Annotated in this window: 11 protein-coding genes; 4 read left to right on the forward strand and 7 right to left on the reverse strand. The window is 67.9% G+C overall.

Annotated features, from left to right (window positions below):
- Positions 1-39: 39 nt before the first annotated feature.
- Genes TV39_RS16850 through TV39_RS16860 form a run of 3 tightly spaced genes read right to left on the reverse strand, consistent with a single transcriptional unit; the run spans position 40 to position 3,473 of the window.
- Positions 40-945 (reverse strand): 5-dehydro-4-deoxyglucarate dehydratase, encoded by a 906-nt coding sequence (locus TV39_RS16850; protein WP_043483704.1) that lies wholly within the window; start codon positions 943-945, stop codon positions 40-42.
- Positions 942-1,934 (reverse strand): NAD-dependent epimerase/dehydratase family protein, encoded by a 993-nt coding sequence (locus TV39_RS16855; RefSeq protein ID WP_043483707.1) that lies wholly within the window; start codon positions 1,932-1,934, stop codon positions 942-944. The genes TV39_RS16850 and TV39_RS16855 overlap by 4 nt, the downstream gene beginning before the upstream one ends.
- 30 nt (positions 1,935-1,964) lie before the next feature.
- On the reverse strand, positions 1,965-3,473 hold the full coding sequence (locus tag TV39_RS16860) for a Gfo/Idh/MocA family protein (protein WP_043483709.1): 1,509 nt from the start codon (positions 3,471-3,473) through the stop codon (positions 1,965-1,967).
- 202 nt (positions 3,474-3,675) lie between these two features.
- On the opposite strand from TV39_RS16860, the gene TV39_RS16865 reads away from it, so the two are divergent.
- On the forward strand, positions 3,676-4,698 hold the full coding sequence (locus TV39_RS16865) for a LacI family DNA-binding transcriptional regulator (RefSeq protein WP_043483711.1): 1,023 nt from the start codon (positions 3,676-3,678) through the stop codon (positions 4,696-4,698).
- A 41-nt stretch (positions 4,699-4,739) separates the two neighbouring features.
- On the opposite strand, the gene TV39_RS16870 is transcribed toward TV39_RS16865, so the two are convergent.
- Positions 4,740-5,330 (reverse strand): TetR/AcrR family transcriptional regulator, encoded by a 591-nt coding sequence (locus TV39_RS16870; RefSeq protein ID WP_043483714.1) that lies wholly within the window; start codon positions 5,328-5,330, stop codon positions 4,740-4,742.
- A 225-nt stretch (positions 5,331-5,555) separates the two neighbouring features.
- Here TV39_RS16870 and TV39_RS16875 point away from each other — a divergent pair, with 225 nt between their 5' ends.
- Entirely contained in the window at positions 5,556-8,054 is a 2,499-nt protein-coding gene (locus TV39_RS16875; RefSeq protein ID WP_043483715.1) for a beta-glucosidase family protein, read from the forward strand.
- A gap of 14 nt (positions 8,055-8,068) precedes the next feature.
- On the opposite strand, the gene TV39_RS16880 is transcribed toward TV39_RS16875, so the two are convergent.
- Complete coding sequence (locus TV39_RS16880; protein ID WP_043483717.1) at positions 8,069-8,776, reverse strand: FadR/GntR family transcriptional regulator; 708 nt, start codon at positions 8,774-8,776, stop codon at positions 8,069-8,071.
- Positions 8,777-8,908: 132 nt separating this feature from the next.
- On the opposite strand from TV39_RS16880, the gene TV39_RS16885 reads away from it, so the two are divergent.
- Positions 8,909-10,273, forward strand: a complete 1,365-nt coding sequence (locus TV39_RS16885) for an alpha-hydroxy acid oxidase (protein WP_082049830.1) — start codon at positions 8,909-8,911, stop codon at positions 10,271-10,273.
- 102 nt (positions 10,274-10,375) lie between these two features.
- Here the strand turns inward: TV39_RS16885 and TV39_RS16890 are convergent, their stop codons facing one another.
- Entirely contained in the window at positions 10,376-10,939 is a 564-nt protein-coding gene (locus tag TV39_RS16890) for an ArsR/SmtB family transcription factor (RefSeq protein ID WP_043483933.1), read from the reverse strand.
- A 155-nt stretch (positions 10,940-11,094) separates the two neighbouring features.
- Here TV39_RS16890 and TV39_RS16895 point away from each other — a divergent pair, with 155 nt between their 5' ends.
- A complete protein-coding gene (locus TV39_RS16895; RefSeq protein WP_043431000.1) occupies positions 11,095-11,589 on the forward strand; it encodes a hypothetical protein in 495 nt (164 codons plus the stop codon).
- A gap of 39 nt (positions 11,590-11,628) precedes the next feature.
- On the opposite strand, the gene TV39_RS16900 is transcribed toward TV39_RS16895, so the two are convergent.
- Positions 11,629-12,852, reverse strand: a complete 1,224-nt coding sequence (locus TV39_RS16900) for an acetoin utilization protein AcuC (protein WP_043483718.1) — start codon at positions 12,850-12,852, stop codon at positions 11,629-11,631.
- Positions 12,853-12,904 lie beyond the last annotated feature (52 nt).

Below are 12,904 nucleotides of genomic sequence, written 5' to 3' on the forward strand. Positions count from 1 at the left end.
TCCGCACTGCCGTTTCCACTTCTTCCACGGCGGCAACCATTAGTGGCCGGCCAGCTCGTAGCCCTTGGCCAGGATGGACTTGAGCTGGACGAGCTGTTCCTCGGTGGGGTCAACCAGCGGAGCACGCACCGGACCAACCGGCAGGCCGCCCAGGCGCAGCCCGGCCTTGATCAGCGAGACGCCGAAACCCGGGGTCTGGTCGCGGAGCCGGACCAGCGGGGCGTAGAAGTCTTCCAGCAGCGCGTGCCGCCGGTCCTCGTCCCCGGAGGTGTAGGCGTCATAGTAGGCCTTGGCGATTTCCGGTGCCATGGCGAACGCGGCCGAGGAATAGAGCGGGATGCCCAGGCCGCGGTAGGCGCCCTGGGTCAGTTCCGCGGTGAGGAGGCCGTTGAAGAGCAGGAAGTCCTCGCGTCCGCTGGCGTTGATGGCGCTGACGATCTCCTGGGCCAGGCCAACATCGCCCAGCCCGTCCTTGAAACCGATCACCTTGGGGTTGGCGGCCAGACGGGTCATGGACGCGGCTGTGTACTTGGCGTTCCCGCGGTGGTAGACGATCACCGGCAGGCTGCTGGCCGCGGCTATCGCTTCGATGTAGGCCACCAGGCCGTCGGTGGGGCCGGTCACGAGGTACGGCGGGAGGACCAGCAGGGCGTCCGCTCCCGCTTCCTCGGCGACGCGGGCGGCCTCGAGCGCGTGGCCCAGCGGCCCGCCGGCACCGGCAACCACCGGCACCTGGCCCGCTACGGCTTCGACGGCGGCGGCCACCACGGTGCGCACCTCGCCAATGCTCAGTGAGTGGAACTCGCCGGTGCCGCAGGCCGGGAACACGCCGCCCGGCCCATACGGCAGGCGGGAGGTGATGTGCTCCTTGAGGATGTCCACATCCACGGTCCCTTCCGGTGTGAAGGGCGTGACGGGGAAGAACAGTACGCCGTCGAATTTCATGGGGTCTCCTTGGATCCTGTGCCGGCCGTGACCAGCACGGCAGGTGTCTCGTCGTTGAGGGATGGTCTGCTGGGGGATGGGGCGGTGAGCGGTGGTGCAAGTTCGGTCCGCCAGCTGCGTTTGGGTTCCCAGCCGAGCAGCTCGCGGGCCTTGGTGATCGAAAATGCCGGGCTGGTGCCCGTGAGTCCGGCGGCAAGCTCCGAACTGCCGGGCAGGAACCGGGGCATCAGGTCGGCAAGCGGTGCGGTGGCCAGTGCGTCGGCGGCTCCCACGAAGAAGGTCTGGCCGTTGGGGATGGTGTCCATCCTGGCCAGCAGCACGTCCAGGAAGTCCGCCACGTCACGCGCATCCACGTAGTTGAAGAGTGCCGGCGCGGACAAGGCGGGATCGTCCAGCCGTTCGCGGACGGTGTGACCCTGCTGGGTGGGCGCGCCCGCCCACTCCTCGGGCGAGATCACGTAGCAGGGCCGGAAGGCCGCGTAGCGGATGGCATCCCCCTGGGCTGCGGCGAACATCTGCACGGTCTGTTCGGCGATGAGCTTGGACAGCGCATAGGCGTTCCAGGGCCGCGGGGTGGTTTGCTCGTCCACCGGGAAGCTCTCCGGCAGCCAGCCCGCCGGTGAACCGTAGCCCAGCACCGTGGGGCTGCTTGCCGTGACGATCTTGCCGATGCGCAGTTCCGTTGCCGCGCTGATGACGGCGTACGCCAGTCTCGTGTTGGTGCTGAAGATGACGTCTTCCGGCGCGCTGAACGGTACGGCGATCGCCGCGAGGTGGACGACGGCGTCGGGCTCGGTTTCGCGCAGGAGGCGTTCCGCCTCCCCCGGTGCCAGGAGGTCGGCAGTGCGCTGCTCGACGCCGTCGGGCAGCTGGGCGGCGGGAACGGCGTCGCGGTCAACGGAGATGACATGGTGGCCTGCGCCGGCCAGGCCGGCAACGACGCTGCGCCCCAGCCGGCCGGAGCCGCCGGTGACAAAAATCCTGCTCATGGTGGTGGGATCCTTACTCGGTCTGTGGGCTCAGGTCACGGGGTTCCGGCGAAGGTCGGCGCCGAGCCCCAGGTCCGTGGTGCGGACCGGAAGCCCGGATTCCAGGGACGCATTGCCCGCGATGCCGACCGACACGGAGCGAAGCCCGTCCAGGTAGCCGGAGGGCCGCCCCAGGGGGTCTTCGCCGGGGCCGTTGAAGAGATCGGACAGGAGGAGTTCGTCGCCGCCCCCGTGGCCGCCTTCGCCATTGACGATGGGGACTTCGTAGGCCGGCTCCCAGTGCCGCTGGACCACCAGGCGTTCGCCGTTGCGGCGCACAGCGTCCTCTTCCTCGACGGGCGTCGCGGACGGGTCCACCACGGTCTTCCTGTCGGTGCTGTGCAGGACGGCTGCGCGTTCAACCACTTCAAGTTCCGCCCGGCCTTCGGTGCCGTTGACTGCCACGCGGTAGCCTTCCCACGGGCTGTGGGCGTTCAGCGAGTAGCTGAGGACGGGGCCGCCCTGGTAGTCCACCACCAGCGCCAGGTTGTCCTCGATGGTGATGCCGGCCGTGAAGACGTCCTGGTCGCGGCGGTAGCCGTCGAAGTGTTCGTTGTCCAGGAAGAGCGCCTTGAGGCGTTCGTCTTCGCGCAGGTCCAGTGCGAAGGGGTCCTTTTCGGCGCCGCCTGTTCCGGCGGCGGAAGCACCGGCGTCGGGCGTTCCCCGCTCCGGACGCGGGCCGAGGCCGCGTTCGGCGGCGTTCTTGTCGCCGTAGAACTTCAGGCCGCCCGAGGCGAAAACGCGCTCCGGGACGTCGTCGATCCACCAGTTGACCAGGTCGAAGTGGTGGGATGCCTTGTGGATCAGCAGGCCGCCGGAGTTCTTCTTTTCGCGGTGCCAGCGGCGGAAGTAGTCAGCGCCGTGGACGGTGTCCAGGACCCAGCTGAAGTCGATGGACGTGACCTTGCCGATCACGCCGCTCTGGATGATTTCCTTCAGGGCGCTGTTGCGGGGCGAGTAGCGGTAGTTGAAGGTGACCACAACATTCCGGCCAGTTTCTTCGACGGCCCTGGTGATCCGGCGGCAGCCTTCTGCATCGATGGTCAGCGGCTTTTCCACCACGACGTCGGCACCGGCTTCCAGTCCTTCCACGATGTAGTCGGCGTGGGTGTAGTCGGGTGTGGTCACCACAACGCGGTCAATGTCGTTGTCCCGGATGAAGGCGGTCAGATCGGCGGGATCGAAGGCAGCAACCGGGCCGGGAGCGCCGAGTTCCTGGATGAGCTTCTGGTAGAACTCCACGCGGCCGGGGTTGACGTCGGAGAAGGCCACCAGTTCGGCGGTGTCCGAGTGCTTGCCGAAGATCGCGCGGATGTACATCTCCGAACGGCCGCCCGTGCCGATCAGGACGATCCGCGCTTTACGGACCGGGCTAGCGGCGGCGCTTGCGTCTGCTGCCCCGGCGGGGCGGACAGCGCTGGCGGGGGCGGAAGCGGCGACAGTTGTGTCATCGGCGGCGACGGTGCCGCCCGGATTGACGGTGTTGGCTGTGGTGCCCATTGCGGTGTAACCCTTTCGGAAGGCAGGAATCCGGCCGCTTGACGGCCGGTGGTGGTGCGGTGAGAATGATGAGAAAGCGTTTTCTCAGAACGTTATAAGCTTTGTATCAAGACTCTGGCGGTCACGTCAACCATCGCCCCGACCGGGAATGCCCGTAGCGGAAGACGGCGAAGGAGTCGGAGAAGCCCGGAAAGGGGCCACTTTGGGCAGGAGAGCCACCACCCGGCGAATCGGCATTGCCGACGTCGCCCTCAAGGCCGGCGTTTCGCACGCGACCGTATCGCGCGTCATGAACGGCAACTTCACTGTCGACCCCGCCATCGCCGCGCGCGTCCGGGCCGCAGCCACGGAACTGAACTACCAGCCGAACCCGGTGGGACGCAGCCTGGCGCTGGGAAAGACGGACACCATCGGCATTGTGGTGCCGGACCTCTCCAACCCCACCTTCCAGGCCATCCTCCGCGGCCTCAGCATGGCCGCCGCACAGGATGGCTACCGGGTTCTGATCGCCGACTCCTCCGAAGTGTCCAGCGAGGAAGCCATCCTTGCCGGCGAGGCCCGCCGGCGCTGCGACGGACTGGTGCTCTGCGCACCGCGCATGGGCGACGCCGAACTGGAAGAGCTCGCGCCGTCACTCCAGCCCATGGTGCTGATCAACCGCACCACCGTGGACACGCACACGCCCAGCCTGATGGTGGACTACGGCCAGGGCATCCAGGAACTGGCCGAACACCTCGTGGACCTGGGCCACACACGCCTCGCCTTCCTGGCCGGACCGGCCCGGAGTGCGTCGAACGGCCTGCGCCTCGTGGGCCTGAAAAAGTTCATGACGGCCCACCCGGAGATTGAACTCACGATGCTCGACGGCGGCTCCACCTTCGAGGCGGGGCACCAGTCGGTGGACGCGGTCGTTGCCAGCGGCGCCACCGGCATCCTGGCCTTCAACGACCTCGTGGCCATGGGCCTCCTGAGCGGGCTCCACGAGCGCGGCGTCAGGGTCCCGGAGGACATTTCCGTCACCGGCTTCGACGACATCCCCTTTGCCCGCTACACCACCCCCACCCTCACGACGGCGGCGGTTCCCATCACCGAGCTGGGCCAGCAGGCGTGGCACCGGATGCGGGACCTGATCCGGCATGTCCCCTCCGACGCGGTGGCCGAAGGACCAACGGTGTTCCAGCCGCGGCTCGAAGTCCGCGGCAGCACGGGTGCGGCGAAGGGCTAGGCTTCCGGCCCAGGCCGCGGATTCAGGCCGCGGGCGGCGGCCTAGTCCGCGGGCGGCGCAAGCAGCACGTCGACCAGTTGTGTCAGGCCGTCCGCCATGTCAACGTTTTTGTCGTAGAGCCACTGCAGCTGGAGGCCGTCAAAGGTGGCCACAACCAGCCGCGCCAGCTTTTGCGCGGGCACATCCCGGCGCACTTCGCCGGCCTCCTGGCGGCGGCCAATGTCCTCGGCCAGCTCCTCCACCAGCATGGCGTAGCGTTCCTGGAAGTACGGGTGTGAATCGTGCGCCGGGTCATTCGCCGTGGCCGAAGCCACCGCATAAAGCGTGGTGAGCCCGGGCTCCTTCCGGTTGCGTTCGGCAACAGGTACCAGCAGCCGCAGGCCCACTTCCTCGTGTTCACCGGCGGCCAGGCTCCGCCGGTCCCGCTCGGCGAGCACCGCCGTCAGCAATTCCTGCTTGCCGCGAAAGTAATGGAACAGGGTGGCTTCCTTCACCCCCACCAGCTCGGCTACGCGTTTGAGCGCCGTGCCCTCGAAGCCTTCCGTGGCAAAAACGTCCGTGGCCGTCTGGATTATCTGTTCGCGGCGTTCCGCTCCCTTTGCGTACTGGCCGCGTGGCTTCGACGTTGACATTGAGTCAGTGTATTTCACGTCTTTCCACAAAAATCTAGTCAGACTTGGTTTTTGTCGCTACCATCATTGTCAGGACCCAACGGAGGGTCACTTTTCGTCAGGAGGCAATGTGGCCGTCAAGACCATTCCCCAGGATTCCCCGGCTTCTCCGGCCAGAGGAACTTCGCTCAGCAGCACTTCAACCAGCACCACCCCTATAGCCGAGGCGCCAAAGGAGTCAAGTAAATGAACCCCGCACTCTCACCGGCCGTACTGGCCCCGGCGTCGGATTCCCCGGACGCCGAAGCCCGGATCCGCGAACTCGCCCAAAGCCTCACCCTGGAACAGCAGGTCCGGCTGCTGACCGGAGCGGACGTCTGGGCCACCCACTCCATCCCCGAAATCGGGCTGAGCCGCGTGGTCCTGTCTGACGGGCCGTCCGGCGTCCGCGGCGAAGACTTCGATGAGCGCCACGACTCCGTCTCCCTGCCGTCGTCGTCCGCCCTGTCCGCCACCTGGAGCGTCGAAACGGCACGCCGTTACGGCCAGGTCCTGGGCCAGGAGGCGCGCCGCAAGGGCGTGCACGCGGTCCTCGGCCCCACCATCAACCTGCACCGCTCCCCCCTGGGCGGCCGCCACTTCGAATGCATGAGCGAGGACCCGCGCCTGACGGCAACCATGGCCGCCGGGTATGTTGCCGGCGTGCAGTCCATGGGTGTCGGCGCCACGCCCAAGCACTACCTGGCCAACGAGGCCGAGACCGACCGCTTCACCGCTGACTCCGTGGTTGACGAGCGTCCGCTGCGCGAACTGTACCTGGCAGCCTTCGAGGACGCCATCACCGAGGCCCGCGCGTGGCTGGTGATGAGCTCCTACAACTCCATCAACGGCACCACGGCGAGCGAAAACAAGCTGCTCGAAACCCCGCTGTCCACGGAATGGGGATTCGACGGCGTGGTGGTGTCGGACTGGACGGGTGTCCGGTCCGTCGAAGCCGCAAACGCGCACCAGGACCTGGAAATGCCGGGGCCGGTGGGCCACTGGGGCCCCAAGCTGCTGGCCGCCGTCGAGGACGGCCGGGTCAGCCGGGACGCCATCCTGGAAAAGGTCACCCGCATCCTGCGGCTGGCGGCCCGCGTGGGTTCCCTCGAGGGATTCACGCCCGCCGTGACGGAATTTCCCGCCCCGCTGAACGGCGCCGCCGTCGCCCGTGAAGTGGCTGTCCGCGGCGCCGTGCTGGTCCGCAACGAAGGCGGCATCCTGCCGCTGGACGCCACGAAGCTCGGCAGCGTAGCGGTGATCGGCCACAACGCCGAGGAGGCGCGCACCCAGGGCGGCGGCAGCGCCACGGTGATGCCCAAGTACACCGTCTCGCCGCTGCAGGGGCTGCGGAAGGCACTGCCCGACGACGTCGACGTCACCTATGTGCGCGGCGCCAAGGTGGCCGAGGGACTGCAGGCGTTCCCCCGCACCTCGCTCCGCAACCCGGTGTCCGGCGTGCCCGGAATGCGGGTCACGTTCCTTGCCGGGGACGGCTCGGAGATTTCCGGCGAAGACCGTCTTGCCTCGCACCTGATCTGGTTCGGCATCGGAATTCCCGACGGCGCTGCCTCCATCCGCATGGAAGCGGACTGGACCGCCGACACAGCGGGCGTCCACCACCTCGGCGTCGGGACAGTGGGCCAAATCCGGCTCGCCCTTGACGGCGACGAGGTGTTCAACGGCGAGATCGAGGATGACACGGACGTCCTGGGCGCCGCGCTGTTCGATCCGCCCAGGACCGTCCACGTCATCGAAACCACGTCCTGCCAGAGCGTGCGGATCGAAGCCGAATACCAGCTGCCGAAGCAGCAAGTGATCCCGTTCACCGCCATCCTGCTGGGTGAGGAAACCGTGGTTGCGGATCCGCAGGCGGAAATCGACGCCGCTGTCGAAGCTGCCCGGGCAGCCGACGTGGCGGTGGTGGTGGTGGGCACCAACGCGGCCATCGAGTCCGAAGGTTTCGACCGCAGGGACCTGGATCTGCCCGGTTTCCAGAACCAGCTGGTGGAGGCCGTGGCCGCGGTGAACCCGCGCACCGTGGTGGTGGTGAACTCGGGCTCGCCCGTCCTCATGCCGTGGCTGGACAAGGTGGGCGCCGTCCTGCTCGGCTGGTTCGGCGGCCAGGAATTCGGCACCGCCATCGCCGACATCCTGCTGGGCAACGAGGAACCGGGCGGGCGCCTGCCCACCACCTGGCCCGCCGCGCTGGAGGATGTCCCCGTCCTCAACACCACGCCGGTTGACGGCAAGGTGGCCTACTCCGAGGGCATCCATGTGGGCTACCGGGCCTGGCTCAAGCAGCAGGCCGCAGGCGGAGCCGCCCCTGCCCTCCCCTTCGGCTTCGGCCTGGGCTACACCACATTCGAGCTGGGCACCGCGCACGCGCCGCAGTCGGTTCCGGCCGGCCAGGACGTTGTGGTGCACGTTCCGGTTCGGAACACCGGCACGCGGACGGGCCGCGAAGTGGTCCAGGTGTACCTTGACCGCGCGGAGTCCGCCGTGGAGCGCCCGGTCCGCTGGCTTGCCGGCTACGCCGGGACGCACCTGGCACCGGCCGGAACGGACAGCGTAGAAGTGCGGATTCCGGCGAAGGCCTTCGGGCATTACGACGGCGGCTGGCAGTTCGAGCAGGGCACGTTCCGCCTGCTGGTGGGCCGCCACGCGGCCGACGATTTCCAGGTGCTGGGGATAGAACTGCGCTGAGCCACCTCTCCGGGTTACTGCCGGGCCGGGTCCGAATCCCTCGGATCCAGCCCGGCTTCTTTGTAGTACCCCTCGATGTGGGCTGCCACAAGACCGGCTGCCCTGCCGCCGTCGTGGTTGTTGATGGCCGCCAGGATTTCGCGGTGTTCGGCGCGGAGTCGGGCGGCGGTGGCCTCCCAGTCCGGAAGGTTTGCGGTGAGTTTGCCGGCGTAGCTTTGGATCGCTTCCCGCAGGGAGCCCATCATGGCGCTGACCACGGCGTTGCCGGCGGCTTCGGCGAGGGCCAGGTGGAAGCGTACGTCGAGGGCCAGGAATTCGTCGGTATCGTGGCACGCCTCCATCTTTTCCATCAGCCCGGCGGCCTCTGCCAGCGCCGGGGAGTCGGTGCGGGCCCGGGCAACGGCCCAGGATTCAAGCAGGACGCGCGTCTGCACAATGTCCGCCACAGGCAGGTGCGAGGTGGCCACATGCAGGCGCAGCGCCGAACCGAGCGCGGCCGTCGGGTCCGCGATGACCACCGTGCCGGCGTCCGGACCGGAGCCCACCCCGGCACGGACAACACCCATGGCCTCCAGGACCCGGATCGCTTCACGGACCGAGGTGCGCGACACCTGCAGTTGTTCGGCCAGCATCCGCTCCGCCGGCAGGCGGCCGCCCAGGGCCAGTTCGCCGCTGGAGAGCTGGTTCTCGATCCACTGCAGGACCAATTGATGGGTACGCATGGGCCAATGGTACTTGATGTGGTTGGACCACATCCTCTAGAGTGTGGTTAGACCACAGAGCCGCCCGTCTAGAGCGACCCGCCCAGAGCCACCTGTCCAGAGCCACACCAGCACGATGCCCCGGAGGCAGCAATGACGCACACCATCCAGCCCAGCAACCCCGAGGCCACCCCGGCCCCCGACACAACGGACGTGCCGGCCACGGCCGCCGGCGCCGCGCCCGGCGCGTCCCTGACCGGGGCCGTAAACCGGGCCGCCGCTGCAATCCCCGCCGCGCTCAAGCGCCGCGTGCCCAAGTACTCAGACCTGGCGCCGCTGATGCAGTTCAAGAAGCCGGAGTTCAGCCGTGCCGCGAAGCTGCAGCGCGCCAGCACCATCTGGGAACTGCGGGACATGGCCAAGCGCCGCACCCCGCAGGCGCCCTTCGACTACACCGACGGCGCCGCCGAAGCCGAGATCACGCTGCGCCGTGCCCGTGAGGCCTTCCTGGACATCGAGTTCCGGCCGGGCATCCTCCGGAACGTCTCCAGCATCGACCTGGGCACCGACATCCTGGGCAAGCCCTCCCGCCTGCCTGTCGGCATCGCGCCCACCGGCTTTACCCGGATGATGCAGTCCGAAGGCGAGTACGCCGGGTCGCAGGCCGCTGAAGCCGCCGGCATTCCCTACACGCTCTCCACCATGGGCACCGCGTCCATCGAGGACGTTGCCGAGGCCGCGCCCAACGGGCGGAACTGGTTCCAGCTGTACCTGTGGACGGACCGCGACCGCTCGCTCGAACTCATCGAGCGCGCCGCCAAGGCAGGCAACGACACCCTGATGGTCACCGTGGACACCGCCGTCGCCGGTGCCCGCCTCCGCGACGTCCGCAACGGCATGACCATCCCGCCGGCACTGACCATCAAGACCGTGCTGGATGCGTCCTACCGCCCGGCCTGGTGGTTCAATTTCCTCACCCACGAGCCGCTGACGTTTGCGTCGCTCTCGCGCTACACCGGCACCGTGGCGGACCTGATCAACTCCATGTTCGACCCCACCTTGACGTTCGAGGACCTGGACTGGCTGCGCGAAACCTGGAAGGGCAAGCTGGTGGTCAAGGGCATCCAGACCGTGGAGGACGCCCGCAAGGTGGTGGACCACGGCGCCGACGGCGTGGTGCTCTCCAACCACGGCGGACGCCAGCTGGACCGTGCGCCCATCCCGTTCCACCTGCTGCCCGGCGTCAAGGAAGCCTTTACCAAGGACCACTCCGACGCAGCCATCATCCTGGACACAGGCATCATGAGCGGCGCCGACATCATTGCCGCGCTGGCCCAGGGCGCCGACTTCACCCTGATCGGCCGCGCGTACTTGTACGGCCTCATGGCCGGCGGCCGGGCCGGCGTGGACCGCGCCCTCCAGATCCTTGAAAAGGACATGACCCGCACCATGGCCCTGCTGGGCGTCAGCAAGCTCTCCGAGCTCACCCCGGACCACGTCCGGATCCTCGGCAGGTAACCTGCCACGCCCGGCCACCAGCCGCCTCGCCCAACTGACTGGCAGTTAACGCTCCCAAAACGGGTTTTCACAGCGTTAACTGCGAGTCAGTTGGGTGTCTGGCTACTTCTTGCGGCCGAACTTTGGCAGGTTGGCGATGAGGTCCGCAGCCTTGGTGGCGGCCCGGCCCACGGTGCGGCCGATCTGCTGCGGGACGGAGTCATCCCCTGCCGTGGCTACCGGAATCGCCACGGCAGGGCTCAGCTGCCCGCCTTCCGAGGCGCCCGGCACCACTGCCGCAGCCGGCCGGGCGGCACCCGCAGCGGCGGCCAGCGGCGACGGCGCGGCACCTGCGGTTTCCGCCATCTGCACCGGTTTTTCCTCCAGGATCTGCGCTGCCGGTGAGCTGACGACGGCGGCCCGCGGCCCGACGTCGAACGTCTCCAGCCAGCTGGCGACGCCGGCAAGCGGTTTGGGGTTCAGCGCGTAGTAGCGCTTCTGGCCCTGGGCGCGCATGCTGACAAGATCGGCCTCGCGGAGCACTTTCAAATGTTTAGAGATGGTGGGCTGGCTGGCGTCCAGTTCCTCGACCAGCTCCCCCACTGCTTTGTCCCCCGAGCGGAGGGATACCAGAATGTCACGCCGGGTTGCCTCAGCAATGACGGCAAATACGTCGTCTGTCACCATGTGATCCACCCTAGCGACATATACGCCGGATGGCATCCACTATTTCCTCCCGTGCACAACGGCCATTGCCCCGCACCGGCGGCGGTGCTACAACGGACTCACGGTTGCCCCGGGCTGTCCGGCTGCGGCCGCTCAAACATGAGGGGTGGGTGGCCATGGATTTCCTGCGCCAGCAGCTGTTCAACATCATCGCTTTTGTGTTTTTGGGCCTGTTCGTAGCGGTCTGGGGATCCGTGCTGCTGCGCGTCGGGTTCTGGGTGCCGGACGGAAGGACGGTCGCGCCGCCCCTCAACGGAGCCCTGGTTACCGCGGCGGGCGTGCTGGCCACGTCCCTGAGCTCCCTGACCGCCTCGGCCCTGGGGTTCACCATTGCCGAAGTCCGGCGCGACGAGGAAGCCCGCCGTGACCTGAAACCCGGCCAAGCGGGCGCCACCGCTGCCTTCAACCCGGCCGAGGTCACGGCCCGGCTGTCCGGGCGCATAGTGGCCGCAGTGGTGGTCTACCTCGCGGTGGGGCTGCTGGTCCTGCTGCTCTGGCTGGTCAAGGGAACGGCGTCAACGGACCTCATCGGCGCCTTCGCACTGTCGCTGCTGGGCTGGCTGATCGGCGCCGCCGGGGTGGTGTTCCAGACGGAAAAGCCGCTCACGTAGTCGAACGGCCCGGACGGGGGCTGCTAGCCGAACCAGGGGTTAATCGAACCAGGGGTCCAGGCCGTAGAGCGGAAACACTTCCTTGCGCGTGGCCATTACCGTGCGGTCCACCTCGTCGTTGGGGTCGAAACCGACTTCCCAGGAGCGCCACCACAGATCGACGTCGTCGCCCATGAATTCAGGCGCCGGCACACCGTAGAGGGCCCCGTACTTGTCCTTGACGTACTGCCGCCAGTCCTCGGGAACGGGCGTCCGGAGCGGCACCGGCCTGCCGGCCGCGACGGCAATCAGGTGGCTCCAGGACCGCGGCACCACGGTGATCACGTTGTAGCCGCCTCCGCCGGTAGCTATCCACCGGTTGCCACAGTAACGCGCTGCGAGATTCCCGACGGCGGTGGCCGCTTCACGCTGGCCGTCCACGCTGATGTTGAGGTGCGTGAGGGGATCAAGCCGGTGCGAGTCGCAGCCGTGCTGGCTCACAATCACTTCGGGTTCGAAGGCGCCGATCAGCTGCGGAACCACGGCATGGAAAGCCCGCAGCCAGCCGGCGTCGCCCGTTCCCGCCGGAAGGGCAACATTGACGGCGCTGCCCTGGGCGTTGGGGCCGCCGATCTCGTTGGCGAAGCCCGTGCCGGGGAACAGTGTCAGTCCGGTCTCGTGCAGGGAAATGGTGAGGACCCGCGGATCGTCCCAGAAGATGCTCTGCGTTCCGTCGCCGTGGTGGGCGTCGACGTCGATATATGCCACACGCTGCACGCCGCCGTCGAGCAGTTTCTGGATGGCCAGGGCGGCATCGTTGTAGATGCAAAAACCGCTGGCCCGCTCCTTGGCGGCGTGGTGCATGCCGCCGCCGAAGTTGACCGCCCGGACCGCGCTGCCGTCCAGGATCGCGCGGGCCGCCATCAGTGAACCGCCGGCAAGGCGGGCGCTGGCCTCATGCATGCCGGCGAATGCGGGGTCGTCCTCTGTGCCCAGGCCCCGCTCCAGGTCGGGGACGTCCGGGTTGAGGCTGACGCGCCGGACCGCCGCCACGAATTCGGGGCTGTGGACGGTGCACAGTTCGTCGTCGCCGGCCACGTCCGGGGCGGCCACGGTGACGTGCGCCAGGTCCAGCAGGCCCAGGCTGCGGGAGAGCCGGGCAGTGAGCTCCATGCGCTCGGGTGCCATCGGGTGCCCGTGGCCGAAGTTATAGGCGGTCATGGCCATGTCCCACACCACCATCGTTGGCAGTGCGGATTGAGCGAGTCCGGGCACGAATGTCATCAAGGACAGGCTACCTGAGCCGGGGGACCTCATTTCCCGGTCATGGCGCGGA

The organism is Arthrobacter sp. SPG23 (genome assembly GCF_000876655.1).
Lineage (GTDB): Bacteria > Actinomycetota > Actinomycetes > Actinomycetales > Micrococcaceae > Arthrobacter.